General features: G+C 59.2%; 30 protein-coding genes and 2 pseudogenes. 11 read left to right on the forward strand and 21 right to left on the reverse strand.

Features of this window, described 5'->3' with window-relative positions:
- Window positions 1-327 precede the first annotated feature (327 nt).
- The 4 genes from AMM33_RS00580 (at window position 328) to AMM33_RS00595 (ending at window position 3,688) form a co-directional block, all read left to right on the forward strand.
- The gene (locus AMM33_RS00580; protein WP_090137859.1) at window positions 328-624 is read left to right on the forward strand and encodes a hypothetical protein; all 297 of its coding nucleotides are present in this window, start codon (window positions 328-330) and stop codon (window positions 622-624) included.
- Complete coding sequence (locus AMM33_RS00585) at window positions 615-1,232, forward strand: tetratricopeptide repeat protein (RefSeq protein ID WP_090137861.1); 618 nt, start codon at window positions 615-617, stop codon at window positions 1,230-1,232. Before AMM33_RS00580 ends, AMM33_RS00585 begins: the two co-directional genes overlap by 10 nt.
- Before the next feature lie 81 nt (window positions 1,233-1,313).
- Window positions 1,314-1,577, forward strand: coding sequence for a DUF4212 domain-containing protein (locus tag AMM33_RS00590; RefSeq protein ID WP_090137918.1), 264 nt, complete (start codon window positions 1,314-1,316; stop codon window positions 1,575-1,577).
- Window positions 1,574-3,688, forward strand: coding sequence for a sodium:solute symporter family protein (locus tag AMM33_RS00595; RefSeq protein ID WP_090137863.1), 2,115 nt, complete (start codon window positions 1,574-1,576; stop codon window positions 3,686-3,688). The genes AMM33_RS00590 and AMM33_RS00595 overlap by 4 nt, the downstream gene beginning before the upstream one ends.
- A 103-nt stretch (window positions 3,689-3,791) precedes the next feature.
- Here the strand turns inward: AMM33_RS00595 and AMM33_RS00600 are convergent, their stop codons facing one another.
- The 15 genes from AMM33_RS00600 to AMM33_RS00670 form a co-directional block, all read right to left on the reverse strand.
- The gene (locus AMM33_RS00600; RefSeq protein ID WP_090137865.1) at window positions 3,792-4,430 is read right to left on the reverse strand and encodes a 2-hydroxychromene-2-carboxylate isomerase; all 639 of its coding nucleotides are present in this window, start codon (window positions 4,428-4,430) and stop codon (window positions 3,792-3,794) included.
- 13 nt (window positions 4,431-4,443) lie between these two features.
- Window positions 4,444-4,698, reverse strand: coding sequence for a DUF1289 domain-containing protein (locus AMM33_RS00605; protein WP_090137867.1), 255 nt, complete (start codon window positions 4,696-4,698; stop codon window positions 4,444-4,446).
- Window positions 4,695-5,207, reverse strand: coding sequence for a YbaK/EbsC family protein (locus tag AMM33_RS00610; protein ID WP_090137868.1), 513 nt, complete (start codon window positions 5,205-5,207; stop codon window positions 4,695-4,697). The genes AMM33_RS00605 and AMM33_RS00610 overlap by 4 nt, the downstream gene beginning before the upstream one ends.
- 3 nt (window positions 5,208-5,210) lie before the next feature.
- Window positions 5,211-6,128 carry a hydroxymethylglutaryl-CoA lyase gene (locus AMM33_RS00615; protein WP_090137870.1) on the reverse strand — a complete coding sequence of 306 codons (918 nt, stop codon included), beginning with the start codon at window positions 6,126-6,128 and terminating at the stop codon, window positions 5,211-5,213.
- Between the two features lie 98 nt (window positions 6,129-6,226).
- Window positions 6,227-6,703 carry a type II toxin-antitoxin system VapC family toxin gene (locus tag AMM33_RS00620; RefSeq protein ID WP_090137872.1) on the reverse strand — a complete coding sequence of 159 codons (477 nt, stop codon included), beginning with the start codon at window positions 6,701-6,703 and terminating at the stop codon, window positions 6,227-6,229.
- On the reverse strand, window positions 6,700-7,473 hold the full coding sequence (locus AMM33_RS00625; protein ID WP_090137874.1) for a hypothetical protein: 774 nt from the start codon (window positions 7,471-7,473) through the stop codon (window positions 6,700-6,702). Before AMM33_RS00625 ends, AMM33_RS00620 begins: the two co-directional genes overlap by 4 nt.
- A gap of 52 nt (window positions 7,474-7,525) precedes the next feature.
- Window positions 7,526-8,446, reverse strand: coding sequence for a 2-hydroxyacid dehydrogenase (locus tag AMM33_RS00630; RefSeq protein WP_090137876.1), 921 nt, complete (start codon window positions 8,444-8,446; stop codon window positions 7,526-7,528).
- Between the two features lie 12 nt (window positions 8,447-8,458).
- Window positions 8,459-10,468, reverse strand: a complete 2,010-nt coding sequence (locus AMM33_RS00635) for an acetyl/propionyl/methylcrotonyl-CoA carboxylase subunit alpha (RefSeq protein ID WP_090137878.1) — start codon at window positions 10,466-10,468, stop codon at window positions 8,459-8,461.
- A 2-nt stretch (window positions 10,469-10,470) separates the two neighbouring features.
- Window positions 10,471-11,067, reverse strand: coding sequence for a DUF3226 domain-containing protein (locus AMM33_RS00640; RefSeq protein WP_090137880.1), 597 nt, complete (start codon window positions 11,065-11,067; stop codon window positions 10,471-10,473).
- On the reverse strand, window positions 11,067-11,999 hold the full coding sequence (locus AMM33_RS00645; protein WP_194945144.1) for an AAA family ATPase: 933 nt from the start codon (window positions 11,997-11,999) through the stop codon (window positions 11,067-11,069). Before AMM33_RS00645 ends, AMM33_RS00640 begins: the two co-directional genes overlap by 1 nt.
- Before the next feature lie 51 nt (window positions 12,000-12,050).
- Window positions 12,051-12,833, reverse strand: a complete 783-nt coding sequence (locus tag AMM33_RS00650; RefSeq protein ID WP_090137884.1) for an enoyl-CoA hydratase/isomerase family protein — start codon at window positions 12,831-12,833, stop codon at window positions 12,051-12,053.
- A gap of 155 nt (window positions 12,834-12,988) precedes the next feature.
- Window positions 12,989-13,516 carry a DinB family protein gene (locus tag AMM33_RS00655; protein ID WP_090137885.1) on the reverse strand — a complete coding sequence of 176 codons (528 nt, stop codon included), beginning with the start codon at window positions 13,514-13,516 and terminating at the stop codon, window positions 12,989-12,991.
- The gene (locus AMM33_RS00660; RefSeq protein WP_090137887.1) at window positions 13,504-13,905 is read right to left on the reverse strand and encodes a type II toxin-antitoxin system VapC family toxin; all 402 of its coding nucleotides are present in this window, start codon (window positions 13,903-13,905) and stop codon (window positions 13,504-13,506) included. Before AMM33_RS00660 ends, AMM33_RS00655 begins: the two co-directional genes overlap by 13 nt.
- Window positions 13,902-14,240: a type II toxin-antitoxin system VapB family antitoxin gene (locus tag AMM33_RS00665; RefSeq protein WP_090137889.1), complete on the reverse strand. Its 339-nt coding sequence runs from the start codon at window positions 14,238-14,240 to the stop codon at window positions 13,902-13,904. Before AMM33_RS00665 ends, AMM33_RS00660 begins: the two co-directional genes overlap by 4 nt.
- A 44-nt stretch (window positions 14,241-14,284) precedes the next feature.
- Window positions 14,285-15,892, reverse strand: a complete 1,608-nt coding sequence (locus tag AMM33_RS00670) for a carboxyl transferase domain-containing protein (RefSeq protein WP_090137891.1) — start codon at window positions 15,890-15,892, stop codon at window positions 14,285-14,287.
- A 134-nt stretch (window positions 15,893-16,026) separates the two neighbouring features.
- On the opposite strand from AMM33_RS00670, the gene AMM33_RS00675 reads away from it, so the two are divergent.
- On the forward strand, window positions 16,027-17,088 hold the full coding sequence (locus AMM33_RS00675) for an AraC family transcriptional regulator (protein WP_090137893.1): 1,062 nt from the start codon (window positions 16,027-16,029) through the stop codon (window positions 17,086-17,088).
- 12 nt (window positions 17,089-17,100) lie between these two features.
- Here AMM33_RS00675 and AMM33_RS00680 read toward each other — a convergent pair whose 3' ends face one another.
- The 4 genes from AMM33_RS00680 to AMM33_RS00695 form a co-directional block, all read right to left on the reverse strand.
- Complete coding sequence (locus tag AMM33_RS00680; RefSeq protein ID WP_090137894.1) at window positions 17,101-18,309, reverse strand: MFS transporter; 1,209 nt, start codon at window positions 18,307-18,309, stop codon at window positions 17,101-17,103.
- 54 nt (window positions 18,310-18,363) lie between these two features.
- A complete protein-coding gene (locus AMM33_RS00685; protein ID WP_194945145.1) occupies window positions 18,364-18,708 on the reverse strand; it encodes an HNH endonuclease in 345 nt (114 codons plus the stop codon).
- A 2-nt stretch (window positions 18,709-18,710) separates the two neighbouring features.
- Window positions 18,711-18,881 carry a DUF2256 domain-containing protein gene (locus AMM33_RS00690; RefSeq protein WP_090137896.1) on the reverse strand — a complete coding sequence of 57 codons (171 nt, stop codon included), beginning with the start codon at window positions 18,879-18,881 and terminating at the stop codon, window positions 18,711-18,713.
- Window positions 18,882-19,161: 280 nt separating this feature from the next.
- On the reverse strand, window positions 19,162-19,377 hold the full coding sequence (locus AMM33_RS00695; RefSeq protein WP_090137898.1) for an RrF2 family transcriptional regulator: 216 nt from the start codon (window positions 19,375-19,377) through the stop codon (window positions 19,162-19,164).
- 114 nt (window positions 19,378-19,491) lie between these two features.
- Here AMM33_RS00695 and AMM33_RS00700 point away from each other — a divergent pair, with 114 nt between their 5' ends.
- From AMM33_RS00700 to AMM33_RS00715, 4 genes are read left to right on the forward strand one after another with little or no spacing between them, the layout of a single operon-like run.
- A complete protein-coding gene (locus tag AMM33_RS00700; protein ID WP_090137899.1) occupies window positions 19,492-20,493 on the forward strand; it encodes a MerR family transcriptional regulator in 1,002 nt (333 codons plus the stop codon).
- Window positions 20,490-21,026, forward strand: a complete 537-nt coding sequence (locus AMM33_RS00705) for a hypothetical protein (protein ID WP_090137901.1) — start codon at window positions 20,490-20,492, stop codon at window positions 21,024-21,026. The genes AMM33_RS00700 and AMM33_RS00705 overlap by 4 nt, the downstream gene beginning before the upstream one ends.
- A 16-nt stretch (window positions 21,027-21,042) precedes the next feature.
- Complete coding sequence (locus tag AMM33_RS00710) at window positions 21,043-22,572, forward strand: cryptochrome/deoxyribodipyrimidine photo-lyase family protein (protein WP_090137903.1); 1,530 nt, start codon at window positions 21,043-21,045, stop codon at window positions 22,570-22,572.
- Window position 22,573: 1 nt separating this feature from the next.
- The gene (locus tag AMM33_RS00715; RefSeq protein WP_090137905.1) at window positions 22,574-24,118 is read left to right on the forward strand and encodes a cryptochrome/photolyase family protein; all 1,545 of its coding nucleotides are present in this window, start codon (window positions 22,574-22,576) and stop codon (window positions 24,116-24,118) included.
- A gap of 10 nt (window positions 24,119-24,128) precedes the next feature.
- Here AMM33_RS00715 and AMM33_RS00720 read toward each other — a convergent pair.
- Window positions 24,129-24,751 (reverse strand): annotated as a pseudogene (locus tag AMM33_RS00720) (sodium-dependent bicarbonate transport family permease).
- Window positions 24,752-25,072: 321 nt separating this feature from the next.
- Here AMM33_RS00720 and AMM33_RS00725 point away from each other — a divergent pair.
- The gene (locus AMM33_RS00725; RefSeq protein ID WP_090137907.1) at window positions 25,073-25,975 is read left to right on the forward strand and encodes a LysR family transcriptional regulator; all 903 of its coding nucleotides are present in this window, start codon (window positions 25,073-25,075) and stop codon (window positions 25,973-25,975) included.
- A gap of 29 nt (window positions 25,976-26,004) precedes the next feature.
- On the opposite strand, the pseudogene AMM33_RS00730 reads toward AMM33_RS00725, so the two are convergent.
- Window positions 26,005-26,274, reverse strand: a pseudogene (locus tag AMM33_RS00730) (HAD family hydrolase); the annotation flags it as partial.
- A gap of 62 nt (window positions 26,275-26,336) precedes the next feature.
- On the opposite strand from AMM33_RS00730, the gene AMM33_RS00735 reads away from it, so the two are divergent.
- On the forward strand, window positions 26,337-26,878 hold a 542-nt coding region (locus AMM33_RS00735), incomplete at its 3' end, for an ISL3 family transposase (protein ID WP_194945146.1).

The raw sequence follows: 26,878 nt of genomic DNA on the forward strand, positions 1-26,878 counted from the left end.
TGTCTGGCGTGGGTCGCATGAACAAGCTGGCTGAAAGCGCATTTCACATTTCTGCCAAATTTACCCTCGATATTGTGTCAATTCGTCATGAATTCAACAAAAATTTATCGGTGTTTTCCCTTGAATTTAGACCTCGGAGATCCAGACGACTTGGCAAGGAATGTAAGGCCACCGTCAGAAAAAACCACTTCTCCCAATGAAGCATCTGAATGATTGCCAGAAATTTTTATTTACTTATTTTTCAAAAGGGATTAATGGCAATTAGGTAGACAACAAGCCAATTCATAGAATTCAAAAAATCGTCTTGATCTTCATCAATAAAGTCCTATGTTGCTTGCCATCGTCATCGCCAAAAGTTTGATTGAACTTTCGCTCATGTTCATCGTCGGGCGATTCTTGCTGGGATTGCTGGCTGGGTCCAAGCGTGACAACAATGTTTTTTGGCAATTGCTGGATGTGGCCTCCAAGCCTGCGCTTTGGATCACTCGCAAAATCAGCCCCAAACTGATCCTGGACCAACACATCCCGCTGGCCACCAGCAGCTGGCTTTTGATTGCCTGGGTCGTGGTGGTGCAATTGAAAATTGAACTTTGCCTCGAGATGGGCATCGCGGCATGTCAGTGAAAACCCATATCTCGTCCGCCCACTTGAACACCGCAAGCCGAGGCAGGTGTTTTTGGCTGCATCTCCAAGCCAAGGCTCTTTTGGTCTTGGGCTTTCGCAACAAAGCCCATGAGGTGTTTCAAGAAATCCTCCAGATCAACCCGGAGGACGTCTTGGCCTTGAACAGCGTGGGCTTTAAGGAACTGAACGATAAGCGTTGGGTCCAGGCGTTGGGATTTTTTGAACGGGCTTTGGTGCTCACACCAGCCAACGCCAATGCCCACTTCAACGTGGGTTTTGTGTGCGAAGAGTTAGGACGCAGCCAGGAAGCCGAACACGCCTTCAGGGCCGCCATTCAGATCGACGAAAAAATGGACCGTGCCTGGTATGGCCTGGGTCTGGTGCTGGTGCGTCAGCAACGGTTTGAAGAATCCTTGGTCGCTTTCAAGCGCAACACCGAGTTGCAGTCCATGAGCCCCTACGCCTGGTACCAAATGGCTCGAGTTCACATGGAGATGCATGAGCCCGAAAAAGCGCTGGATGTGATGCGCCATTTGAATGGTTTCGAGCCCAAGGTGGCCGCCCAATTGGAACGAGAAACAGGTCTCAAATTAGACAGGCCTGTGTGAACACGACACCCATAGGTGTTGGTTGAGAAATTGAAGTGTGACAGTCGGTAGTTTGATTTTTTTAACAAGAAGGAGATGACGATGCAGCTCACTGCAAGGCACCAGGAATACTGGGGCAAAAACTTAAGAATCACGGGGCTATTGCTGGCCCTGTGGTTCTTTGTCACGTTTGTGGTTTTGTACTTTTCACGTGATTTGACGTTCAGCTTTTTTGGCTGGCCATTTTCGTTTTGGGTCGCCGCCCAGGGCGCACTGATTGTGTACTGCCTGATCATTTGGTACTACGCTCGCTATATGAACAACCTTGACAAGGAATATGGCGTTTCTGAAGGAGAAGAATCATGAGCGTTTTCGGCGGAGAAGGCCAAACCCAAAGCCAGTTTCAGAAATCTCTGAACAAAGTTTTCTTGTTCTACGGCGGTGGCTTCGCAGCCTTCGTCATCGTGCTCGCTGTCCTTGAGCAAATGGGCATGCCCAAAGAGTACATCGGTTACGCCTTCCTGGCGGCCACCGTGCTCTTGTACGGCGGCATTGGTGTGATGAGTCGCACCAACGACGCGGCCGAATACTATGTGGCGGGCCGTCGTGTGCCCGCCATTTACAACGGCATGGCCACCGGCTCTGACTGGATGTCGGCCGCTTCCTTCATCGGTATGGCCGGTACGCTTTACCTGACAGGTTACGGCGGTTTGGCCTTCATTTTGGGCTGGACTGGCGGTTACTGTTTGGTGGCTTTGTTCCTGGCGCCTTACCTGCGCAAGTTTGGCCAGTTCACCATCCCTGACTTCCTGGGCGCTCGCTACGGCGGCAACATGGCGCGTCTGATTGGCGTGTTTGCAGCCATCTTGGTGTCCTTCGTTTACGTGGTGGCACAGATCTTCGGCGTGGGCTTGATCACCGCCCGCTTGACCGGTCTGTCGTTCGACGTGGGCGTGTATGTCGGCTTGGCCGGTATCTTGGTTTGCTCGTTCTTGGGTGGTATGCGTGCTGTGACCTGGACCCAGGTGGCGCAGTACCTGATCCTGATCGTGGCCTACATGATCCCCGTGGTTTGGCTGTCGGTGAAACACACCAGCATGCCTGTGCCGCAGATCTCTTATGGCTACTTGCTTGAAAAAGTGACGGCCAAAGAAGAGCAACTGCTGAAAGACCCCAAAGAACTCGAAGTTCGCGGTATCTTCAAAGCACGCGCCGATGCAGCCGCTGAAAAGCTGAAAGATGTGCCAGCAGCCATGGCCGCTGACAAAGAAGCAGCCACCAAAAAGCTGGAAGAGCTGAAGGCCGCCAATGCGCCAGCAGCAGACATCAAGGCCGCTGAAGCTGCTGTTGCTGCTCTGCCCAAAGATGAGGCAGCAGCCAAGGCGGCTTACACCGCCGCACGCACCACCAACACGGCACGTGCAGCACCACCCCTGCGCCATGCTGAGCCCTTCCCAGGCAAGGACGACGCTGCCCGAGATGTCGCCCGCAAGAACTTCTTGGCTCTGGTCTTCTGCTTGATGATCGGTACGGCTGCGCTGCCACACATCCTGATGCGCTTTTACACCGTCCCTTCGGTGCGTGAAGCGCGTGAGTCGGTGGCTTGGTCGCTGTTCTTCATCTCTTTGCTGTACTTCACAGCGCCTGCTTTGGCGGTGCTGGTCAAGTTCGACATCTACACGCTCTTGGTCGGCACGCCGATGGACCAGTTGCCGGGATGGATTGCACGCTGGAACGTGGTTGACCCCACGCTGATGGCGGTGGCTGACATCAACAAAGATGGCATCTTGCAGTTGGCAGAAATCCGCTTGGGCGGTGACATTGTGGTCTTGGCCACACCTGAAATCGGCGGCTTGCCGTTCGTGATTTCGGGTCTGGTGGCAGCCGGTGGTTTGGCTGCGGCCTTGTCCACAGCCGATGGCTTGTTGCTCACCATTGCCAACGCCTTGTCGCACGACGTGTACTACAAAGTGATTGACCCGAACGCTTCGGCCAACCGCCGTGTCGCGATCTCCAAAACCATTTTGGTGTTCGTGGCTTTGGCAGCTGCTTATGTCGCATCGCTGCGCATGGCAGACATTTTGTTCCTCGTGTCTGCGGCCTTCTCGTTTGCAGCCGCTGCCTTCTTCCCTGCGTTGACGCTGGGCATCTTCTGGAAGCGTGCCAACAAGTGGGGCGCTTCGCTGGGCATGTTGGCTGGTTTGGGCATCTCGTTCTACTACATGGTCAAGACACATCCCTGGATGTACGGCTTGTTCCATGAGGGTTCGCTGACACCTGAAATCCTGAAGGCCAACACCTGGTGGGACATCGCCCCCATCTCGGCCGGTATCTTTGGTGTGCCAGTCGGCTTTGCGGTGATCATCATCGTGTCGCTGCTGACCAAAGAACCTGCGAAAGAAGTTCAGGAGTTGGTGGAGAACGTCCGTTTCCCGAGCTTTGACGGCACCACCTCACAAGGTTCTGCCGCTCACTAAAAGGCCGATGTTGGCAAGCCCTGTCTTGCCAACTTGAACCCTTCCAACAAAAAACCCGATCGTGTCATGCGATCGGGTTTTCTCTTTGGGGCAACAGCTCAGTTCATGAGCGCCTCACACCCACCCCACACAAGGCTGGCGCTTGCCAGTCAGGGCCGTCAAACCAGGCATCGCCCTGCAAGTAGGCCCGCAGCATGGGCAACGCATCTTGCCCCCAAAAAACGCGGCCATCGACCACCCAGCTGGGCACACCAAACACCCCCCGCTCAATCGCCTCTTGGGCGTGCGTTTGCAAAGTCTGCTTGACCTGGGCGCTGCCAGGGTCTTGTGCCGGTGCCAGCTCTCTCGTCAGGGTGGCCAGGCGCTGGGGGTCAGCCGCATCCTGCCCCGTGCACCAAACATGCCGAAAAATTTTCTCGCACACATAGCGACTGGGCGTGCCGTCGGCGTCGCACGCCGTGGCCAGACGCAACAAGCCCAGCGGATTGAAGGGGTGCATGGCCGGCAGCTGCAAGGGCGTGCCTTGCTGACGGGCCAACCACAGTACCTGCCGGTATGTCCAATCGCGCTTGGCGGGAATCTCGGCAGGCCCCAACTGCCCATGGTGTTTGAGCATGGCGGCAAACAGCACCGGCTTGTGCACCACACGGTGGCTGATGCCTTGCAAGGCCCGGGGCAGGGTATCAAAGCCAAGCCAGGCATAGGGGGAGATGAAATCCAGATAAAAGTGAATGGTTTTCATGCTGCTCACCCCATCAAGAAACCATGGCCTGCCGTTGCAACAAGCGCCCAGGAATTTGCAGCCAGACCTGGCGCTTGGCGGCATCGTTCATGCGGCTCCAGTCACCAATTTCTTGCAGGGTGCGCATGCAGCCTTCACACCAAGCGGTTTGCGGGTGCATCACACACACCGAGACACACGGCGAGGGCATCGAGTGTGGCGCCAAGGGTTGCGGTTCGGCCAACACCTGCGCGGCGCGGTCTGCCAGCTTTTTCCAGCGGATGTTCATGTCTGCCCCTCTTGACTTGTCAGCGCCACATCGGCCACGGGCGCGCCGGTCAAACGTTTCAGATCTTCGGGCCGCAACTGGAACACGCCATGCGGGTGCCCGGCTGCGGCCCAGATGTCGGCAAAGCGCCACAGGTCCTGGTCGAGCAGCGTGACAGGCGGGTTCAGATGCGCCACGGGCGAGACGCCACCAATGGTGAAGCCGGTCTGCGCCTTCACGAAGTCGGCATCGGCACGACCGATCTTGCCCACCAGGGCCGAGACTTTTTTCTCGTCCACGCGGCGGTCACCCGAAGCCACCACCAGCACAGCCACGCCATCTTCCTTACGTTTGAAGATCACGCTCTTGGCGATCTGACCGAGCTGCACACCCAAGCTGTCAGCGGCCTCTTGTGCGGTGCGGGCCGCGCCATCGAGCATGATGGGATCATGGGGGTGGTTTGCGTCTTGCAAAACCCGCGCCACACGTTGCACGCCCTCAGGCAAAGTATGGAGTTCAGCGCCACACATGGCTCAGCCCGCCCGCTTGGTCAACAAGGCCTTGGCCACGTTCGAGTTGGGTTGGCGGCCCAAAAAGTCGCTGATGAACGCCCCAGCATCCACCAGTTTGTCCAGGTCAATGCCCGTCTCAATGCCCATGCCGTGCAGCATGTACACAACGTCTTCGGTGGCCACGTTGCCCGTGGCGCCCTTGGCATAAGGGCAACCGCCCAGACCTGCCACTGACGACTGAAAGTTCCACACCCCCATTTGCAACGCCGCCAGCGTGTTGGCCAGCGCCTGGCCATAGGTGTCGTGGAAGTGGCCGCAGATGTGGTCGATGTCGAAGTGCTGCAGTGTGGCCTCGATGGCTTTTTGCACCTTGAGCGGTGTGCCTGTACCAATGGTGTCGGCCACGTCAACGCGCTGCACGCCGATCTGTTTCATCAAACCCGCCAGGTGGCCTACGCTGGCCGGCGAGACTTCGCCTTCGTAAGGGCAGCCCACGGTGCAGCTCATGGCCCCGCGCACCGCGATGCCTGACGCCAGCGCCGCCTGCACCACGGGTGCAAAACGTTCCATGCTTTCTTCGATCGAGCAGTTGATGTTTTTCTGGCTGAAGGCCTGGCTGGCGGCACCAAAAACCACGATCTCGTCGGGCTTCGAAGCCACCGCCGCTTGGTAACCCACCATATTGGGCGTAAGCACCGAATAGCGCACGCCTGCTTGGCGCGCAATGCCCGCCATGACAACCGCGTTGTCGGCCATCTGCGGCACCCACTTCGGGGACACAAAACTGGTGACCTCGATCTCGGTGAGGCCCGCAGCCTGCAGGCGGTGCACCAGACCGATTTTGACCTCGGCCGGAACCGGCTGCTTTTCGTTTTGCAAACCGTCGCGAGGGCCGACGTCGATGAGTTGAACGCGTTTGGGAAAATTGGCTAAATTCATCGTTATTTCAGGCTAACATGACAAAAACACGGCCCCCTTCAATTCAACTGCTTCGGCAGCCTCGTTGCTTGGGGGTTCTTTTTTGGACAGCGTCGGGGCTAAGGCAACAGCCGTGTCTGGCCGTTCTCAAACCAGGCCTCATCAAAGCCATCGCGCAGCAAAACAGTACGGGTTGATGCCAAACCCGTTTCACGGGCTCGGTCCAAATATTTGGCCAACGTGCTGGCATCTTCACTGATCAAGTGGGTGATGGCTTCACAGTCACACTGCGCCAGCAACTTGAAATCATCTTTCACCCGCACTCGGTCATCACCTGCGTCCCGTGGCATTTGTCGAATCATCAATCCACAGCGCATCGCATGATCCACATTGAATGGGAGCATCACGAAATTGCGCAGTGGCAGGTCGTTGATGGCTTGTTTGACTTGAAACTCTGAAACCACGACCGTGGACAAGTACATGGCCACCTGTCTGCGGGCGCACTCTCTGTAATACAAGACCGCAGCAGCATGGTGCGGGCGCGTCGGATCACTCAAACTGATCAAAAAACTGGTGTCCAAGAGAACACTGTTCACGGTTTGTCTCCGCGCAACTCATCCACCCATGCCGTGGCGTTCGGCACATCTTTCCAAGCAGCGGCTCCTCTGCGCGTCAATCGAGACAAGGCCTCTTCGTCCACCGTTGAAGCGTGCTCCACAAACTCCACCAATTGGGCGTTTCGCAACTCCCGGGTCAGCACGTTGTATTCGGCCTTGATGCGCAGCATCGCCAACTTGTACAAACGGTTGACCGTGTCATTGCGCAAAACATCACGCTCAGTGGTGACTTTCAACGTGCGGCCATCTGGAAGCTTGATGTGCGCATTGGACTTTGTGGCACCGCCCAAGTCTTGGATTTCTCCACGCACGTAACGCTCAACCTGAACCCACTGGTCAGCATCGTCGGCGTGGAAGTCGGTTTGCGCATTGACTTCGATGGATTGCCCCAAGAAGGGCGCAGAAATTCTGTAAGAAACCTGCTTCGATGAGCGGGACGTTTTTTGCCAACGCTCCATCACTTCGCGTCGCTTGGCATCCAGACTGTCCAATAACTCGCCACCCAGCAAGGCTCGCAAGTCTCGGTACAAATTAGGCGCGATCAGCAAAGGCGCAGTTTCAATGGCCAAAGAGCCTTTCCGAACCGCCACTTCCAGCGCGTTGGTGTCCACCTCTTTGTCTTCACCGCGCAGGAAAGTGGCCACATCCGAGGAGAAGCTGGCCAAATCGCCCAAGCGCACGCGCTCCGGCGTGGCTTCAAAGCCTGCCGACGTGTCGGTCAATGCAAATGTGATGCGTTGGGCTTCCATAGTTTGAATGATTTTAGTCACCCCCAAAACTGCTGTTCAAAAAGGACGCGAGTCAATAACCGCGCTGGTGATCAACCACGCCACGGATGGGCTCGCCACGCTGCAGCGCCTGCATTTTGCCCACGATCTGCGCGATGCTTTCTTCCCGCAGGGTGCGGGCCGAGGTGTGCGGCGTGACCGTGATTTTCGGGTGTTGCCAGAACACATGGTCGGCGGGCAATGGCTCGGTACGGAACACGTCCAGCGTTGCCCCGGCCAGGTGACCGCTGTCGATGAAGGCCAAGAGGTCTTCGTCCACCAGGTGTTTGCCACGGGCCACGTTGATCACATAGCCGCCTTTTTGCAGTTGCGAAAGTGTGTCTTTGTTCAGGATGTTTTCGGTCTCGGCGGTGAGCGGCATCAGATTGACCAGCACGCGCGTGGCCTGCAGGAATTCGGGCAAGCTCTGCGCCCCGCTGAAGCAGCGGATGCCAGGCAGGTCTTTGGGGCTGCGGCTGAAGCCGTTGACCGGGAAATCAAACACCTGCAGCGCCTTGGCCACCCGCTCACCCAGCACACCCAAGCCCATCACGCCGACTGCAAAGTCGGCCCGGCTGCGGGGTTTGCGATACGACCATTTAGCCAATTGGGTGTCGGCGTCGTAGCCATCGAACTCGCGAAAATGCCGGATCACCGCATGGCACACGTATTCGGCCATTTGCACCGACATGCCCGCGTCGTCCAGACGAACCACCTTGAGCGCTGGCGGCAGTTTCAGCTGCATCAAGGCATCCACACCTGCACCGATGTTGAACAGCGTTTGCAGACCCGGCTGCTCGTCGATGAACTGCTGGGGCGGGGCCCAGACGATGGCATGCTGGGCGGGGGGTGCGCCAGGCGCCCAAGCAGAGACGGTGGCCTCAGGGAAAGCCTTTTGCAGGCCCTGCACCCAAGGCGCAGGGTCGAGCTTGTCAAAGCAGATGGTGATGTTCATGGGCCGATTTTGTCAGCCCAGCTTGAGCAACTCTGCCCCGTCGGCGACTTGATCACCCGGCGCGTACAGCAACTCGGCCACGGTGCCGTCTTTGGGCGCACTGATGGTGTGCTCCATCTTCATGGCTTCCATCACCGCCAAAGGCTGACCGGCTTTGACCTTGTCACCCGCTTTGACCGCAAACGACACCACCTTGCCGGGCATGGGGGCGGTGAGGCGGCCGCCTTCTTGCGCGGCTTCGCCCGCGTGCGCCAGTGGGTCGAGCACGGTGATGCGGGTCGCGCCCTGGGGCGCGAAGAGGTGCGCGGTCTCGCCTTGCCAGTCGAGCTGGGTGAAGCATCGCGGGGCGTTGCCCCACTGCACCCACAGGCCTGCGCCATGTGCGGCAAAGCTCAGCACGCCAGATGCAGCGTCATCGCCTTCCAGCGACAGGCTCACAGCGCCGTCATGCAAATAGTTCAGACGGGCCGAGCGGGGCTGGTCTTGCCACACAAATTCAAAGCGGCGCTGCGCCAAGCCGTGCGACTGCCAGCCATCGCGGCGGCTAAAGGGGTCTGCGCCTTGCAGGGCTTTTTCGGCGTGCAAGGTGTGGGCCACCACCGCCGCCACGGCTGCGGCTAAGCCCACGGTTTCTTGTTTGAACAGCACAGCGGCTTCGCGCTGGATGAGCGCGGTGTCGAGCTTGGCGGTGGCAAACGCCTCGCTGCGCACCACATGGCGCAAGAACTGCACGTTGGTGTTCAGACCCACGATGTGGGTTTGCGCCAAAGCGGTGTCCAGCCGGGCCAGCGCTTGCTCGCGGGTGTCGCCATGCACGATGAGCTTGGCCACCATCGAGTCGTAAAACGGGCTGATGGTGTCACCCTCGCGCACGCCGTCGTCCACGCGCACCGTGCTTCGCTCAAAGCTGGTGGCCTGCGGCTTGCGATAGACCTGCAAAGTGCCGGTGGCAGGCAGGAAGTTGTTGTCGGGGTTCTCGGCGCAGATGCGCGCTTCAATGGCGTGGCCCCGGATGCGCAACTGGTCCTGGCGCAAAGGCAGCGCCTCGCCACTGGCCACGCGCAGTTGCCACTCCACCAGGTCCAAACCGGTGATGGCCTCGGTCACCGGGTGCTCCACCTGCAAGCGGGTGTTCATTTCCATGAAGAAAAACTTCATCGACTCGGGTTGGTCATAGGCGGTTTGTTCGACGATGAATTCCACCGTGCCCGCGCCCACATAGTTCACCGCTTTGGCGGCGGCCACAGCGGCTGCGCCCATTTGCGCACGCAGGGCCTCGGTCATGCCGGGGGCCGGGGCTTCTTCGAGCACCTTTTGGTGGCGGCGCTGCACCGAGCAGTCGCGCTCAAACAGGTACACACAGTTACCTTGCGTGTCGCCAAACACCTGAATCTCGATGTGGCGTGGGCGCTGCACATACTTTTCAATCAGCACCGCATCGCTGCCAAAGCTGTTGATGGCTTCGCGCTGGCAGCTGGCCAGGGCTGCAGCAAAGTCTTCGGACTTTTCGACCACGCGCATGCCTTTGCCGCCACCGCCCGCGCTGGCTTTGATGAGCGCGGGATAACCGATGCGGTCGGCTTCGCGCTGCAGCAGCGCCGGGTCCTGGTCCGCGCCGTGGTAACCGGGCACCAGCGGCACACCGGCTGCTTCCATCAAGCGCTTGGACTCGGCCTTGAGGCCCATCGCCAAAATCGCCGAGGCAGGCGGGCCGATGAACACCAGACCGGCAGCGGCGCAGGCCTTGGCAAAGTCTTCGTTCTCACTCAAAAAGCCGTAGCCGGGGTGAACCGCTTGCGCACCCGTGTCTTTGGCCGCTTGCAAAATGCGCTCCCAGCGCAAGTAGCTGTCTTTGGGCGCGCTGCCGCCCACATGCACCGCTTCATCGCAAGCTTGCACATGCTTGGCGCTGGCGTCGGCGTCTGAATAAACGGCCACAGTTTGGATGCCCATACGGCGGGCAGTGGCTGCAACGCGGCAGGCGATTTCGCCACGGTTGGCGATCAGGATTTTTTTAAACATGTTTAGACAACCAAAGATTGAAGGAATGTCACCAAGGGACGAAAGGCCGCGTGCTCGTAATTAAAGACACGATCTCCTTGATACGCGTCTCGCCCGATACGACTGATGTGTTTGCCGTTTTTAGCGGCGTACCATGTCAGCAGACGCGCTTTATCCTTGCGCGCCTGTGTCGTGAGCCTGTGTTTTTTGCCCTCTAGACAAGCCAAGAACTGGTTGCAGCATTGGAATACATCGTCTTCGGCATCGATTGCTTGCAAGCACAACGCTTCAAAACTGCCAACTTGACTTTCATCCGGCAACTGCAGAACACGAACAGTCTTAGGATGGGGTTGTAGTTGGGACAGGTAATTTGATGCTTCTTGCAATGCCTCTTGAGCGGCTTTCGGGTCATCTTCGCTATCAAAAACAATACCGACCTTTTGCACATCTCTCAGCGTAGAGTCAAATGCCACCATCTTCACTTTGTTCATCAAGTCGGCTCGTCCAGACAACTGCACCACATGTACACCAGTGATACCGTGCAGGTCTTGCAAATGTCCAATCACGTCACTCTCGTCCGCACCTTCGACGATCAACACAGCTTGAATTGGTGAGTTCATCAACGAATCTCCCCGTCACTATCAAGCACCGCACTCACTGCATCCGCAGGAATAATGTCCACCTCAACATCACCCACTCCTCGCACCAGACGAATGACTTGAAAATCATTTGGACTGTCTTCAAAGACCTGGCAAGCTGCGCGGATGCAGTCCATGCTATGTGTGGTGATGATGGATTGAACATCTTGTTCTTGAGCCACTGCTTTGATTCCTTTGAACAAAGTGGGCAGCGCGCTGTAGTGGATGCCGTTTTCAATTTCATCGATGAGTGCCAGCTTGGAGTCATTCACGTAAAGCTCGGAAAACAAACTCAGCAAACGTGAGAAACCGTGCCCAAGCTGTGGCAAAGGCAATGCGACATTAACCCCTTCTAGTTCTGCATAGATGCGGTGATACCCGTCAGGCGATAAGTCATTCAAGTCTTCTAAACGCGGCTCTACTTCTTTCAATGTTTTCAGTAAATCTTTTTTCTTTCGCATCATCACAAGCCGACCAAAAGTGTTGTTTAACGCATTTTGACTAGGCAAATGAATCGGAAAAACCATCGGATTTAATGTTGGGCTCACATTGGGATTGGACGTGAAGAGCGTTAAGTTGTTCGCATACCCATATCTAGTGTTCGGGAAACCTTGAGTTCCTGCACCGTTTTCTGGGGCTAATAAAAATCGCACGCCATCAGAGATCACGGAAATTTTTTGAAATTCACTGGAGAAAACAGTTTGTACGTAGCGAACCTCATCGTTCTCCTCTGCGGGCCGGAATGCGCGTGCCATGCCTGCTGTTGCGTCAGGTTTTGTCACCGCATATACAGCCTCAAGCACCGAGGTTTTGCCTACGTTCTGCCCTCCGATCAGCAAGTTCACCTTGCGTAAAGGCTCTATTTTGGTTTTCTTGAAACCCTTGAAATTTTCAAGTTCAATCGTTGTCAGCACATCAACTCTCCTTACAACTCGAATCACTGTACTCGGGTTGGTATTAACCGATTATGGCAACCAGCCCGGCTGACGTTTGTTGAGGAAGGCAGACAGACCATCCTGCGCTTCGGGTGTGGCACGCAACCCGGCAATGCGCTGGGCGGTATCTTCCACCACGGCATCGTTGATCGGTTTGTTGTCCACGGCACGGATCAGGTCCTTGGCAGCGGCTTGCGAGAGCGGGCCGCCCTGGATCAGCGCATCCACGATCTCCTGCACCTTGGCGTCCAGTTGCTCGGGCTCGACCGCTTCATGCACCAGGCCCAGTTCGCGCGCACGCAGCGCATCAATGCGCTCGGCCGACTGAAAGTAGCGGTAACTCTGGCGCGCACCGATGGCCCGCACCACATAGGGGCTGATGGCGGCGGGAATGATGCCGAACTTGACTTCGGAAGTGGCGAACACCGCTTTGGTGGAAGCGACTGCGATGTCACACGCGGCAGTGAGGCCGGTGCCACCACCCAGCGCCGCACCTTGCACGCGGGCGATGGTGGGCTTTTTCATCTCGGCCAACACGCGCAGCATACGGGCCAAGGCACGCGCATCACGCAGGTTATCGTCCACGCCGTTTTGCGCGGCGCGCTTCATCCAGTTGAGGTCGGCCCCAGCCGAAAAGCTCTTGCCGCGCCCAGCCAACACGACCACGCGCACGTTGTCGTCGGCATCGAGCGCTTCACACGCTGCGGTCAGCTCGGCGATCAAGGTTTCGTCAAAGGCGTTGTGCACATCGGGGCGGTTCATCCAGACGGTGGCAACGCGCTTGTGGTGTTCGATTTCGAGGGTTTGGTACATGGGTGTTCTTTTAATACTTCAAGACAGGTTCAGCGGTGCGCTCATGTCCAGAGCCAGCACACATTCAGCGGGCCATTGGACAACGCTTGATCAAGTGGGTATTTCATCTCGACCCCGAACACCACGGTTCGGCACCGATATGGTCAAAGTCAATCTCATTTCCTCGACTCCTCTTGCAAGCAATACACCATGTCCAGCTCCGGGCAAGGCTGCCCCAAGGCGGTCAGTGCCGCCGTGATCTGGCCACGGTGGTGGGTGGCGTGGTTGAACACATGCGCCAAGGTGGCCGCAAACGGCAAGGACTGGGGAACGCCTTTGCTGGTTTGGTAGTCCAGGTGGCTGTCAAAACGCTCGGCGCTCCAGCTGGCGATCAGTGGCGTCCAGTTGGCCGATCCGCCCTTGAGCGCCTGCGCCAGGCGTTCACGCTCGGGCTCGATTTCGGCATCCAGCGCCAGCACAGGCGATGCGCCTTTGGCAAAACGCGCGTACCACAGCAGGTGCTCGGCCACCAGCATGTGGTTCAGCGTGCCGTGGATGCTTTTGAAGAACAGGCCCACGTCGCGTTGGTAGTCTTCGGCGGAAACGCGCGAGACCGCTTCGAGCAGGCGGTGCGTGGCCCAGACGTGGTAACGCGCTTGCATGTTGAAGTGGCTATGCCAGGTGGATGTGCTCAGTGTGGCCATGTGTCCAGTCCTCCTAAAGTTTTGAGTGATTCAAAATCCGCATCGCGGTGCAGCAGCGTGTGGCCGTGTGTCATGCAATAGCTGGCCAATAGCACGTCGATGGGGCTGCGCACGGTGCGGCCCTGTGCACGCAGGCGGCGGTACAGCGCTGCCGCGCTGAGCGCATTGGCCGCCCCGCCAATGTCCATCACGGGCAAATCCAACAGCAGGCTTTCTGCCGTGCGACGGGCTGTGTCGTTGCGAAATCCGCGCAGCACTTCGAACACCACCAGATCGGCTGTGCCAATCGACACGTCTCCACCTTCCAGCCAGCGCACCAGTTGCAGACGTTGCGGTGTCGGCGCTTGATTGAAGAAGTCAATCCAGACGCTGGAGTCCACCAGAATCATGGCTTCTTCCGGGTTTGTGCGATCCGTGTGGGCGACTCGGGCTCTTGAAGCACCAAAGGCTGAACGCCTGCGTAGACCTTCTCTGACGCGTCAATGGCGCGGTCGTACGGTTCGCCTGCGGCCTTCAAAGCCTGCTGCTGCGCCCGCCAGCGGGCCCATCCTTCGTCAGAGTCGTCCCACTGAAGCTGTCCTTGCAAGGCCAGCAAGCCGTCATAGACTTTGCGCCGCTTGAGCATGCGCAAGCCCTCTTCCACAGCCTCTCGCTTGGTCTTGAAGTCGCCATAAGCCATGACGTCGGCCATGAGCTTGTCGTCGATCACGATGTTGGTGCGCATTTGGAAACCTCCTGAATGTGCATGAATTTACAAAATCATACACATCACATGCGGAAAAGTCCAAATTTCGTCTCGGGAATCGGGGCGTTCAGCGATGCGCTCAAACCCAGCGCCAGCACGCGGCGTGTATCGGCCGGGTCGATGATGCCGTCGTCCCAAATGCGGGCGGTGGCGTAATAGGGGTGGCCTTGGTCTTCGTATTGCTGCTTGATCGGGGCTTTGAAGGCTTCTTCTTCTTCCATGCTCCACTGGCCGCCCTTGCCTTCGATGCCGTCGCGCTTGACGGTGGCCAAGACGCTTGCGGCTTGCTCGCCGCCCATGACACTGATGCGGGCGTTGGGCCACATCCACAAGAAGCGAGGGCTGTAAGCGCGGCCGCACATGCCGTAGTTGCCCGCGCCAAAGCTGCCACCGATGATGATGGTGAATTTGGGCACCGCAGCGGTGGCCACGGCCGTGACCATCTTCGCGCCGTTGCGGGCGATGCCTTCGTTTTCGTATTTGCGGCCCACCATGAAGCCGGTGATGTTCTGCAAAAAGACCAGCGGGATCTTGCGCTGGCAGCACAGCTCGATGAAGTGCGCACCTTTGAGCGCGGACTCGCTGAACAAAATGCCGTTGTTGGCAATGATGCCCACCGGCATGCCTTCGATGCGGGCGAAGCCGCAAATCAAGGTGGTGCCAAAGCGCGATTTGAATTCGTCGAACTCGGAGCCGTCGACGATGCGGGCGATGATTTCGCGCACGTCGAAAGGCTTGCGCGTGTCCGTGGGGATCACGCCATACAGCTCTTGCGCATCAAACTTGGGCGGCACGGGCGCGTGCGTGGCGATGTTGGGGGCCTTTTGTGCGTTCAGGTTTTTCACGGCCTGACGCGCCAGCGCCAGCGCGTGCACATCGTTTTGCGCCAAGTGGTCGGCCACGCCACTCAAGCGCGTGTGCACATCGCCACCGCCCAAGTCTTCGGCGCTCACCACCTCGCCGGTGGCGGCTTTGACCAGCGGCGGGCCGCCCAAAAAGATGGTGCCCTGGTTCTTGACGATGATGGTCTCGTCGCTCATGGCGGGCACATACGCGCCGCCCGCTGTGCACGAGCCCATGACGACCGCGATCTGCGCGATGCCTTGCGCGCTCATGTTGGCCTGGTTGAAGAAGATGCGGCCAAAGTGGTCGCGGTCGGGGAAGACTTCGTCCTGGTTGGGCAAGTTGGCACCGCCCGAGTCCACCAGATAGATACAAGGCAGGTGGTTTTGCTGTGCGATCTCTTGCGCGCGCAAATGCTTTTTCACCGTCATTGGGTAATAGGTGCCACCCTTCACCGTGGCGTCGTTGCACACGATCATGCAGTCCACCCCACTCACGCGGCCAATGCCCACGATCACGCCCGAGCTGGGGGCGTCGTTGTTGTACATATTCAGCGCCGCCAAGGGCGCGACTTCGAGGAAGGGCGTGCCGGGGTCGAGCAGCATCTGCACGCGGTCGCGCGGCAGCAGCTTGCCCCGGGCGGTGTGCTTGGCGCGGGGCGCATCGCCGCCGCCTTGGGCCACACGCTCCAAATGGGCACGCAGGTCATCGACCAGGGCACGCATGGCAGCAGCGTTGTGCTGAAAATCGGCGGAACGCGGGTTCAGTTGGGAGTGCAAAACGGTCATGGTGCTTCCTAGGGGCTGGGGCCACAGGGCATGGCCCCGGGCGCATCGAACGTGCAATGCCTGCCAGCTTAAAGGCTGCAGCCCCGCTTTGGGCTGTCAAATGGGTTGCAAATCGTGCCACAATTTGCGCCACCATGAAAGACGCTGCCAGCACCCACTCCAACCCTGGCCATTCATTGGCGAACCAACCCGCCCTCTCCGTGCGCGCCGAAACACCCATGGCTTTTGTGCGCGCCATTGCCAGCGCTTTTGCCTTGCGCGGCCTCGACCCCTTGCCCGCCCTGCAGGCGGCACAAATTGCGCCAGACTTGCTGCATCAACCCGATGCGCGCATCACCGCTTTGCAAATGGAATGGCTCTCGGCCAGTGCCATGCGCGAGCTGGACGATGAGGCCCTGGGCTGGTTCAGCCGCCGCCTGCCCTGGGGCAGCTACGGCATGTTGGTGCGCGCCTCGCTGACCGCCCCCAACTTGGGCGTGGCGCTGGCGCGCTGGTGCCGCCACCATAACCTGCTGACTGAAGACATCCGGCTGACCCTGAGCACCTCGGATGGGCTGGCCCACATCGAGCTGCATGAAGCGCACGACCTGAAAGACCTGCGAGAGTTTTGCACCGTCTCGGTGCTGCGCAACGCGCTGGGCGTGGCTTGCTGGCTGACCGACTCGCGCATCCCGCTGGCGGCGACCCAGCTGCACTTTGCGCCGCCCCCACACGCAGACAGCTACCGCGTGCTGTTTGACGGCCCCTGCCAATTCAACGCGCCACACAGCCGCCTGAGCTTTGACGCTGGCTACCTGCAACTGCCCCTGCGCCGCGACGAAGCCGCGCTGCAACGCATGCTGCAACGCGCCTTGTTGTTGACGGTGCGCCCCTACCGGCGCGACCGCCTGCTGATGGAAAAAGTGCGCCAGACCCTGGCCGAACACCCCGAGCACAGCCGCAACGCGGACGACCTGGCTGCCTGGCTGAACCTGTCTGCGCGCACGCTGCACCGGCAACTGAAAGAAGAAGGCGCCAGCCTGCAGCAGCTCAAGGACGCGGTGCGCCGTGACATGGCCACCGAATGGCTGATGCGCACCACACGTCCGATCAAACAGATTGCCGCTGAAGTCGGCTTTCAAAACGAAAAGAGTTTCATGCGGGCGTTTAAGGGCTGGACAGGCCAAACGCCAGACGAGTTCAGATCTGGCCCTTGAGGTGCGCGGCGGTCACTGGACGCGAGAGGTCGAACCCGTGAAGGGCGCTTGGCGCAGCAAGCCCAGCAAGGCGATCACGCAAAAAATGGCGCCCGCGTAAAAAGTGAACGAGGCCCCCCACCGGTCCCACAGAAAACCCGCAAGAACACTGGCCACCAACATCGACACGCCGCTGACCAGATTGAAAACCCCAAAAGCCGTACCGCGCAAATCGGGCGGCGCGGTGTCGGCCACCATGGTGGCCAGCAGGCCCTGGGTCATGCCCATGTGCACACCCCACAAAACAACCCCCAGCAAGACACGCGTCCAGTGCGCGTCGCTGGCCAGCACCAAGTCGGCGGCGATCAGCGCCACCAGGCCCCAGGCGAGCAGCGCGCGGTGGCTCATGCGGTCCGACAGTTGCCCAAAGGGATAAGCACTGGCGGCATAGACCAGGTTCATCGCTACCATGACCAGGGGCACCCACGCCGCCGCCATGCCGCCCTGATGCGCACGCAGCACCAAAAAAGCCTCACTGAAACGCGCCAGTGTGAACACCGCGCCCACAGCCACAACCCAGGCATAAGCCCCGCCCAAACGCCGGATGTTTTCACGGCGAATCGGATTGACTTTGCCCTCGCCCACATGCACATCAGGCTCACGCACGCCCACCACGAGCAGCAGCACCGCCAGCACACCCGGCACCACCGCCACCCAGAAAACCGCCCGGAAATCATTGGCCCACAACAGCATCAAGCCCACACCCAGCAAGGGACCCAGAAATGCCCCCACCGTGTCCAGCGATTGCCGCAAACCAAAGGCCGCACCACGCACCTCGGGTGGAGCGATGTCGGCCACCAGGGCATCACGCGGCGCGCCGCGCACGCCTTTGCCGATGCGGTCCACAAACCGCGCCGTCAGCACCCAGCCTATGCTGGGCGCCAAGGCAAACAAGGGTTTGCTCAAAGCCCCCATGGCGTAGCCCACCACGGCCAGGGCTTTGCGCTTGCCCAGGTAGTCGCTGACCACGCCAGAAAACACCTTGACGATCAAGGCGGTGGACTCGGCAATGCCCTCGATCAGGCCGACCGTCAAGGCGCTGGCGCCCAGCACGCCCACCATGAACAAGGGCAAAAGGCTGTGGACCATCTCCGAAGAAATGTCCATCAGGAGGCTGACAAAGCCCAAGACCCAGATGCCCGTTGGCAGCTGGGGCAAGGGGGGATCGGATGTCTGGTTCATGGCCCCAATGCTACTGCGCTGGCGCCAACAAGCCACGCCATGCCTGATGCACCTTCAGCTGCGTCGCAGGGCGCTTTTGCGGCTCTTTTCGTAAAAATGGTTCGGCTTTCGCTGCACCCAAGCCACAAACGTCTGTATCTGCGCCTCGGCCAACAGTGCTTCGGCTGTGTTGAGGCGACGTGCCAGCTCAGACTCGGTGTACAAGGCATGGATCTGACGATGGCAAATGCGGTGCAGCAGTCGGGTTTCGCGCCCCCCTTTGGACTTGGGAACAAAGTGGTGGGCGTCTTGTTCGGAAACCGGAATTTCCCTCATGCACAGAGGGCAGATGGGCAAAGCCTGCACCTTCGGCGCGGCAGCTTTGCCGAGTGATTGCCTGCGTTTGATTTTGCCGAGCATGGTCAGGCGGCGCGGCGTGGGGTGCCCGGGCCTGCCGCACGGCATGCCTGAGAGCAGTATTTGACCTCGTCCCAGTTTTTGGCCCAGGACTTGCGCCAGCTCATTTCGCGCTGGCAGTGTTCACAGATTTTGCTGGGCAAGAAAGACTTGTTGCCTTTGAACGGTTTCTTCATGGGAGCGTGTCGACCTCGAAATTCACTGGAAAATCTGCCGGGGATGAACCGCCTGGCGCGCAGACAACGCAGCCGGCCAAACTGTCCAGAGTCGGTACGCATTGTCCTCGACCCCGATCTGCAAGACCTAACCCGCCCGCCTGAAGCAGTCAATGTGCAACCCAGGGGCGCACCATCACGCGGCCCATGCGGGGGGCAGTTTGGCTCATGAACTCAGAAAGCTGGAACACCGAGTTGGGTTCCCCAGGCAGCCAAGGGGGTGCCAGGGAAGAGTTTGGCCTCAGCCCACACGCCCATCCAACTCGTAACCGCCAACAGGTCCCCTCACCGAGCGAACAAGCGCGTTTGCCCGCAACACTTTGAGCAGGCTCTCCAGGTAAGAAACCGACATGCCCATATGGCTGGCCAGCTGGGCTGTGGTGATGGTGCGCCCCAAGGGTTGTGAAGCCATGACGATCAGGGCATGGGTGGCATGAACAGATTTTTTTCCGAGCATTGAGGTTGACCCTGCAGTTGATGCATTTAATCTATCACTCAATAAAATTAAATCTACTCAAAATCAAAAATATTCCTATAATTTAACTCAATATCTACTCAATCAAGCGTGACCATGCATCAAACCGGTTACCAACACCGCATCGGTGCCGTTTCAGCCCTGAGCGGCGTGCCCGTATCGACCTTGCGGGTATGGGAGACACGGCACAACGCGTTCGCGCCGGCCAAATCGGAAGGCCGCCACCGCTTGTATTCGGACGAAGACGTTCTGCGCGCTTCGCTGATCAAGCAATTGACCGAAGCCGGGCACAGCATCAGCACGATTGCCCAACGCTCGGTGACACAGCTCAACGACCTCCTGGTGCAGCAGCAGAACGCGCACCGGCTGCACCGTCCGGCCCGGGCGCCATCAACGTCGGTCACGATGGCGGTGGTCGGTGTGGGCATGGCTGCACGCGTGGAGTCCTGGCGTACTTCGCTGGGCTTGTCAGGTCAGTCGTTACAGATCACCGACATCCTGGAAGACATGGATGCAGCGTCTCAGGCGACGCTGACCGCTCACCCGCAGGTGCTCTTGGTGCGTTTGAACTCGCTGCATGTGCTCGCGGGTGCAGAGATACAGCGCTTGGTGCAGGCGCACCGTTTTCAACAAGCGATCGTGCTGTACAACTTCGGACAGGAGCAGGTCGTTGCGGCATTGAAACTTGCAGGCATCAAGGTCCGCAGGGAACCCTTATCAAACGCCGAATTGGGCGAGCTGATCAACTCCGTTTTGTGGATGGACCACGCCCAGGAGGTCAGCGATGTGCAACACAGCGTCCTGGTGCCCCCACGCAAGTACAGCGATGAAACCCTCAACCGGGTGGCCAACATTTCCAGCGACATGCTGTGCGAATGCCCCCGGCATGTGGCGGAGTTGATCTCGCAATTGGCCAGCTTTGAGCAGTACAGCCAGGAGTGCCTCAGCAAAAGTGCAGAAGACGCCCACCTGCACGCCTACCTCAGCTCCGTCTCGGGGTCGGCACGTGCCTTGTTTGAAAAAGCGCTGGAGATGGTGGCCCAGCATGAGAACATTCCGCTCCCCGCCACACTCTCAGTGGCGGGCACCGGGGCATGAAGCCACGCGTGGCCATCGCGGCACTCTTGGTCACGGCTGTGTGGGTCACTCTGAGCCATTTCGAATGGCAAAAGTTCGACAACGGCCACTTGCTGGTGGTGGATGGCCGCCCCTTGGATGTGCAAGGTTGGCTGAGCGACCGGCTCAACCGCCTGCGCCGTGATTGCGCTCGGGTGACGCGCTTGCAGCCTCAGGATGAGCGTCTGACATCGGCGCTGGTGGTGCTCAAGGCTTACAGCCCACCGGCTTCGCACACGGCACGCGTGTCTGCCGCATGGGCAACAGACCAGTGGCTGCTCGTCGAAGCAGCGTTTGACGACTTGCTGCCCGCAGTGGTGCTGATGACGCGGGTGGACACTCGCTGGGCCATTGCGCCGCAAGGCATCTGGAGTGGCCAGACCCACCCCTGGATGGCTGCGCCCCTCATCCGCGACTACCTAGAACGCCAAATGCCTGCTGCGCCCGGGCACTTGCTGGCCTGCTTTGACCCCACAGAGTCGACCATGCCCTCTCCACAGCGCCCAACGAATTGAAACGGGGCACACGAAAATGGGCACACAACTGGTCTGGTTCAAACGCGATTTGCGCACGTATGACAACGCGGCACTGACCTGCGCTGCCACACTGGGGCCGGTCATGTGCGTCTACATCGTGGAGCCGTCTTACTGGCGCTGCCCCGATGCCTCGCAAAGGCAGTTTGATTTCTTGCGCGAGTGTCTGCGCGACCTCTACCGGCAACTCAAGGCTTGCGGTGTGCAGCTGCAGGTGGTGAGCGGCGAGGTGACCGACGTGCTGGAACGCCTGCACCAGGCGCAAAGCTTCAGCCACCTGCACTCGCACCAGGAAACCGGCAACGGCATGACCTACCTGCGCGACAAAGCCGTGGCCCACTGGTGTGCGGCACAGGGCGTGCAGTGGCAAGAGCATTGTCAAAACGGCGTGGTCCGCAAGTTGCCCAGTCGCGACGTCTGGAGCGACATCTGGACGCAGAGAATGCAGCAAGTCCAGCTGAACATGCCCACCCTCACGCCTGCGGCTTGGCCCTGGCCTGCACAAAGCTGGCCCGATTGGGAGTCCTGGGGCTTGCCGCCAGATGTTGCGCCACATCGGCAGACAGGTGGGCGGGCTCAAGCCTTGCAGACACTGCAAAGTTTTCTGCAGGAGCGCAGCGGACAATACCGCGGCGGCATTTCTTCTCCCCTGAGCGCTGCCAGTGCCTGCTCCAGAGTGTCACCCTACCTCAGCTGGGGGTGCATCAGCATGCGCGAAGTCGTGCAGGCCACCGAGAACGTCCTGCGCCAACCGGGTCTGGACAGCTGGACCCGAAAGGGTCTGGTGGCCTTCACCAGCCGACTGCACTGGCATTGCCATTTCATGCAGAAGCTCGAGAGCGAACCCGCCATCGAACACCGCAACATGCACCGGGGCTACGACGGCCTGCGCGAAAACGACTCGAACTCTGAGCACTTTGAGCGCCTGCGCACAGCACGCACCGGCTGGCCACTGGTCGATGCCTGCGTGACCATGCTGCATCACACCGGCTGGCTCAATTTCCGGATGCGGGCCATGCTGGTTTCGGTGGCCGCCTACCCCCTTTGGCTGCACTGGAAAGACGTTGGGCAATGGTTGGCTGGTCAGTTTGTGGACTACGAACCCGGCATCCACTGGAGCCAGATGCAAATGCAATCGGGCACCACCGGCATCAACACCACACGCGTGTACAACCCGATCAAACAGGCCCAGGACCACGACCCGCAAGGCATTTTTGTGCGCCGCTGGCTGCCCGTGCTGCGGCGCGTGCCGGACACCTGGTTGTTCGAGCCCTGGAAGATGCCGCCCTCTGTGCAGGAGCAATGCGGCGTGGTGGTGGGCACCGATTGGCCCGAACCACCCGTGGACCTGCCAGCCGCCACACGCCAGGCCAAAGCCCTGCTGCACAAGCGTCGCCAAACGCCTCAAGTGCGCGAAGGCAAACAGGCGGTGATCGAGCAGCATGCGTCACGACGGGGCAAACCTTTCAGCAAACGCCGCCCCAGCGCTGAACCAACGCAAGCCATTCAGGCCGAATGGGATTTTTGAGATGAACACACCACAAGCACCCATCCGGCACCTGGTCATTGTGCTGGGCGATCAACTCAGCGAAGACGCCAGCGCATTGGTCGACTTTGATCCGACCCAGGACGTGGTGTGGATGGCCGAAGCCATGCAGGAGTCAACGCATGTGCCCTCGTCTAAACAACGCATCGCTGTGTTCCTGAGCGCCATGCGGCACTTTGCGCAAACGCTGCGAGACAAGCATTGGCGGGTTGACTACACCGAGCTCGACCAGCCCGGCCACACCGGCACGCTGCCAGGCGAATTGGCACGCGCCATCGACTGCTGGCAGCCTGCTCAGCTGGTCATGACGGCCCCCGGCGACTGGCGCATATTGCAATCCCTGCAGGCTACGGCCAAGGCGCACCAGCGTGTGCTGACACTGCGTGACGACACCCACTTTTTCACCACCGTACGGGACTTTGCAGCGCACGCCAAAGGCCGCAAGCAACTGCGCATGGAGTATTGGTACCGGGAACTGCGCCAGCGCTTTGGCATCCTGATGGAAGGCCAGCAACCCGTGGGCGGCCAATGGAATTTCGATGCCGACAACCGGGAATCTTTCGGAAAAAAAGGTCCCCAGAACCTGACTGCGCCGCAACGCTTTGCGCCAGATCCTGTCACGCAGCAGGTGATGGCCTTGGTCGAGCAGGCGTTTGTCGAGCAACCGGGAGAGCTGACCGACTTTGGCTGGCCCGTCACGCGAGCACAAGCATTGCTGGCCTTGCAAGACTTCATCGCCATTCGCTTGCCGTTATTCGGCCAATACGAAGACGCGATGTGGGCAGGCGAGCCCTGGCTCTACCACTCGCAACTGTCGGTGTGCCTGAACCTGAAGCTGCTGTCGGCGCAAGAAGTGGTGCAGGCCGCACAGGAGGCCTGGCAACAAGGCCATGCCCCACTGGCTGCCGTGGAGGGGTTTGTACGGCAAATTTTGGGCTGGCGCGAATTTGTGCGCGGCATTTATTGGACGCAGATGCCGGGCTACATAGGCCTCAATGCACTGGACGCACAAGAAGACCTGCCCGGTTTCTTCTGGACCGGTGACACCGACATGGCCTGCCTGCGCGACGCGCTGCAGCAAACGCTGCGACACGGCTATGCGCACCACATCCAGCGCCTGATGGTGCTGGGCCTGTATGGCTTGCTGCGCGGCGTGCATCCACGGCACATGCACGAATGGTTTTTGAGCGTGTATGTGGACGCGGTGGAGTGGGTGGAGCTGCCCAACACGTTGGGCATGTCGCAGTTTGGCGACGGTGGCCTGCTGGCCAGCAAGCCTTATGTGGCCAGCGGCAAGTACATCCAGCGCATGAGCAACCACTGCCAGGGCTGCCAATTCGACCCCGGCCAATCCACCGGCCCCAAGGCCTGCCCGTACACCACCCTGTATTGGGATTTTTTAAGACGCCATCAAAGCTTGCTGGAAAAGAACCCGCGCATGGGCATGCAACTCAGGAATCTGAACAGGCTGACGCCTGAGCAACTGACTCAGATCAAGCTGGCAGCCCAAAAGCACCGCACGGGCTGAGGTTCACGCATCAGGACAACAGCATCGCGGCTGCCTTGACATACAGCGGTATGCCCAGCAGGATGTTGAACGGGAACGTGAGTCCCAAGGACAAACCCACGCACAAAGACGGATTCGCCTCGGGCAAGGCATAGCGCAACACCGCAGGTACGGCGATGTAGGACGCACTGGCGGACAGCACCATCAGCAAGACCGCATCGCCTTGGGGCACGCCCAGCATCAAGCACAAGCCCAGCGCCATGCCAGCACGCCCTTGAACAAATCGCCCGAAAAAGGCTGCATGGCCTGGCGCCCTGCTTCGCCGCTGACCATGCCGATCAGCATCGCCCCCAACAACAAAAGCTGGGCACCGTCGGTGAGGTATTCATGCAACACCTTGCCCGTCGACACGCGCTGGTGCGATGTGCCTGACCCGCAAGCTTGGCTGCGCAAACGCTTGGCCATTAGCACGACAAAGATGATGGCCGGTGACTCCACCAAGGCCATGGCCGCAGCCATGCTCCCCCATAGGCCTGGCCGTGGTTTAGAGGTGGGCCTTGGCGGTGATGAATGTGACTGCACTGACTGAGCACTAGCAGGCTGCCAGCGCTGCAGCGTCAAAGCCACCCAGAAACCTGAGCAGCCATTGGTCATTCAGCCAGGGCACCAGCATGGCGAGAAATACCGCCAGGGACAAACTCGCAGCCACCTGCACTGTCAGGCCCGACTGCGCAGTGCAAAGCCGCCTTAGAGGCCCAAGGCCATCAGCAGCTACAAGGAAAGGAATCGGGAAATCGCAGGCGGAATCTCCAGATTGGACTTCACCAGGCCCGCAAAAACACCCAACACAAAAAAATCTCAGGCTCCACCAACGGACTTATGCCATCACCTCATTGAACAATGGAGATCGATTGAGTCTGCGCAATATCATTCGTTAAAATCTATTTTTTATTAAATTTTCATCAGTAAAAGTCTATGAACATCACATTCCGGCAGTTGCGTCTTTTTCTGGCCACCGCTGAGACTGGCAGCGTGACCTCCGCAGCAAGAGCCATGCACGTGACGCAACCCACCGCATCCATGCAGCTGCGCGAAATCACCGAATCGGTGGGCATGCCCCTGTACGACATCATCGGCCGCAAGCTTTACCTGACCGATGCAGGGCAACAGCTGGCACGCACGGCGCGGGCCATTGTGGGTGAATGGGAAAGTTTTGAACAAGGCATCCACGCCATGCAAGGCCTGACCCAGGGCCGCTTGCGGGTGGCCGTGGTGAGCACGGCCAAATACTTCGTCCCGCGCTTGCTGGGCAGTTTTTGTGAACTGCACCCTGACATCGACATTTCACTGGAAGTGCTCAACCGCGATGGCGTCGTGCAGCGCCTGCGCGACAACCGGGACGATCTGTACGTGATGACCACACCACCGGGTGACATGGACCTGGAAGATCAGGTTTTTTTGGCCAACCCCCTGTTGCTCATTGCCGCCAAAAACCACCCGCTGTCTGGACGCAAACGTCTGCCGCTGTCTGCACTGCAGGACGAACGCTTTTTGCTGCGCGAGACCGGATCGGGCACACGTCTGGCGACCGATCGTTTCTTCGCGTCTGAACAATTTGAACCCAGCTCACGCCTGGAACTGGGCAGCAATGAAGCCATCAAAGAGGCCGTTGCAGGCCACTTGGGCGTGGCGGTGATTTCAAAGCACGCACTCAAGGAGGTCGAACTGGCACAAGAGCTTTGTGTGTTGCCGGTCAGCGGCTCGCCCATCCGGTCGCAATGGCACCTGGTCTATCCCAAGGCCAAACAAATTTCGCCCATTGCGCAAATCTTCCAGACACATTTGGTGCAACAGGCCAAGCTTTGGGCCAAGAATTGACAGCCGTCTTCAGGCGGTCTGCCAGAGCATCAGGTGCCCCATCTCAATTCGTGCATACCGGTGAACACCCGCTTGGCACCGGCCTGCACCAGAGGCGCATGCTCGGCCGGCGGCGCGGCATAGGCCCACACCGTAGCCCCAGCGGCCACACCGGCCGTGATGCCCACCGTGGTGTCTTCGACCACCAGACAGCGCGCCGGGTCCACTTGCAAATGCGCAGCAGCGGCCAGGTACACGTCGGGGTGCGGCTTGCTGCGAGGCATCTCGTGGCCGCTGAAAATGCGGCCTGCAAAAAAGTGGTTCTCTTGAAATTTGAGTGGGTAAGCTTCTGCCATATTGATCAACTTTTGAGCGTGAATTGATGACTGCCAAGCTGTTTGAATCTGCCCTGGGCATCACTGACCCGTGGTGCGTTGCCTCGGTTGAGTTCGACGAAGGTGCCAAGACCTTGACGATATTGATTGACTTCAAAGTCGGCAGTCGCTTTGCAGTCTCGGGTCACGATGGGCTGCATGGTGTGCACGACACGGTGGCCAAGACGTATCGGCACCTGAACTTCTTTCAACACGAGTGCCATCTGCAAGTTCGCACGCCTCGCGTGAAACTTCCCAACGGTTCGGTGCGGTTGGTCGAGCCTGATTTTGCCGGGCGACTTAATGGCTTCACCTTGCTGTTTGAAGCCTTCMTTCTGATGCTGTCTGGCCAGATGCCATTTGCCGCCGTCTCGCGTCTTGTCGGGGAGTCGCCGCACAAGGTTCTGGCCGTGTGCGAAAAGTATGTTGAGATGGCCTGTGGCTTGGCAGATCACTCGGATGTCACGGCACTGGCGATTGATGAGACTTCGCGTGCCAGGGGACACAGCTACGTCACGCTGGCCGCTGATGCCGTTGCCAGGCGCGTGTT

This window comes from Limnohabitans sp. DM1 (assembly GCF_001269385.1).
Lineage (GTDB): Bacteria > Pseudomonadota > Gammaproteobacteria > Burkholderiales > Burkholderiaceae_C > Limnohabitans_A.

What these genes read in the sequence shown, in the direction of transcription:
- AMM33_RS00580 (WP_090137859.1), top strand. Translation starts at nt 328, where the DNA reads ATGTTGCTTGCCATCGTCATCGCCAAAAGTTTGATTGAACTTTCGCTC.
- AMM33_RS00585 (WP_090137861.1), top strand. Translation starts at nt 615, where the DNA reads ATGTCAGTGAAAACCCATATCTCGTCCGCCCACTTGAACACCGCAAGC.
- AMM33_RS00590 (WP_090137918.1), top strand. Translation starts at nt 1,314, where the DNA reads ATGCAGCTCACTGCAAGGCACCAGGAATACTGGGGCAAAAACTTAAGA.
- AMM33_RS00595 (WP_090137863.1), top strand. Translation starts at nt 1,574, where the DNA reads ATGAGCGTTTTCGGCGGAGAAGGCCAAACCCAAAGCCAGTTTCAGAAA.
- AMM33_RS00600 (WP_090137865.1), bottom strand. Translation starts at nt 4,430, where the DNA reads ATGAAAACCATTCACTTTTATCTGGATTTCATCTCCCCCTATGCCTGG.
- AMM33_RS00605 (WP_090137867.1), bottom strand. Translation starts at nt 4,698, where the DNA reads ATGAACATCCGCTGGAAAAAGCTGGCAGACCGCGCCGCGCAGGTGTTG.
- AMM33_RS00610 (WP_090137868.1), bottom strand. Translation starts at nt 5,207, where the DNA reads ATGTGTGGCGCTGAACTCCATACTTTGCCTGAGGGCGTGCAACGTGTG.
- AMM33_RS00615 (WP_090137870.1), bottom strand. Translation starts at nt 6,128, where the DNA reads ATGAATTTAGCCAATTTTCCCAAACGCGTTCAACTCATCGACGTCGGC.
- AMM33_RS00625 (WP_090137874.1), bottom strand. Translation starts at nt 7,473, where the DNA reads ATGGAAGCCCAACGCATCACATTTGCATTGACCGACACGTCGGCAGGC.
- AMM33_RS00630 (WP_090137876.1), bottom strand. Translation starts at nt 8,446, where the DNA reads ATGAACATCACCATCTGCTTTGACAAGCTCGACCCTGCGCCTTGGGTG.
- AMM33_RS00635 (WP_090137878.1), bottom strand. Translation starts at nt 10,468, where the DNA reads ATGTTTAAAAAAATCCTGATCGCCAACCGTGGCGAAATCGCCTGCCGC.
- AMM33_RS00640 (WP_090137880.1), bottom strand. Translation starts at nt 11,067, where the DNA reads ATGAACTCACCAATTCAAGCTGTGTTGATCGTCGAAGGTGCGGACGAG.
- AMM33_RS00650 (WP_090137884.1), bottom strand. Translation starts at nt 12,833, where the DNA reads ATGTACCAAACCCTCGAAATCGAACACCACAAGCGCGTTGCCACCGTC.
- AMM33_RS00655 (WP_090137885.1), bottom strand. Translation starts at nt 13,516, where the DNA reads ATGGCCACACTGAGCACATCCACCTGGCATAGCCACTTCAACATGCAA.
- AMM33_RS00660 (WP_090137887.1), bottom strand. Translation starts at nt 13,905, where the DNA reads ATGATTCTGGTGGACTCCAGCGTCTGGATTGACTTCTTCAATCAAGCG.
- AMM33_RS00665 (WP_090137889.1), bottom strand. Translation starts at nt 14,240, where the DNA reads ATGCGCACCAACATCGTGATCGACGACAAGCTCATGGCCGACGTCATG.
- AMM33_RS00670 (WP_090137891.1), bottom strand. Translation starts at nt 15,892, where the DNA reads ATGACCGTTTTGCACTCCCAACTGAACCCGCGTTCCGCCGATTTTCAG.
- AMM33_RS00675 (WP_090137893.1), top strand. Translation starts at nt 16,027, where the DNA reads ATGAAAGACGCTGCCAGCACCCACTCCAACCCTGGCCATTCATTGGCG.
- AMM33_RS00680 (WP_090137894.1), bottom strand. Translation starts at nt 18,309, where the DNA reads ATGAACCAGACATCCGATCCCCCCTTGCCCCAGCTGCCAACGGGCATC.
- AMM33_RS00685 (WP_194945145.1), bottom strand. Translation starts at nt 18,708, where the DNA reads ATGCTCGGCAAAATCAAACGCAGGCAATCACTCGGCAAAGCTGCCGCG.
- AMM33_RS00690 (WP_090137896.1), bottom strand. Translation starts at nt 18,881, where the DNA reads ATGAAGAAACCGTTCAAAGGCAACAAGTCTTTCTTGCCCAGCAAAATC.
- AMM33_RS00695 (WP_090137898.1), bottom strand. Translation starts at nt 19,377, where the DNA reads ATGCTCGGAAAAAAATCTGTTCATGCCACCCATGCCCTGATCGTCATG.
- AMM33_RS00700 (WP_090137899.1), top strand. Translation starts at nt 19,492, where the DNA reads ATGCATCAAACCGGTTACCAACACCGCATCGGTGCCGTTTCAGCCCTG.
- AMM33_RS00705 (WP_090137901.1), top strand. Translation starts at nt 20,490, where the DNA reads ATGAAGCCACGCGTGGCCATCGCGGCACTCTTGGTCACGGCTGTGTGG.
- AMM33_RS00710 (WP_090137903.1), top strand. Translation starts at nt 21,043, where the DNA reads ATGGGCACACAACTGGTCTGGTTCAAACGCGATTTGCGCACGTATGAC.
- AMM33_RS00715 (WP_090137905.1), top strand. Translation starts at nt 22,574, where the DNA reads ATGAACACACCACAAGCACCCATCCGGCACCTGGTCATTGTGCTGGGC.
- AMM33_RS00725 (WP_090137907.1), top strand. Translation starts at nt 25,073, where the DNA reads ATGAACATCACATTCCGGCAGTTGCGTCTTTTTCTGGCCACCGCTGAG.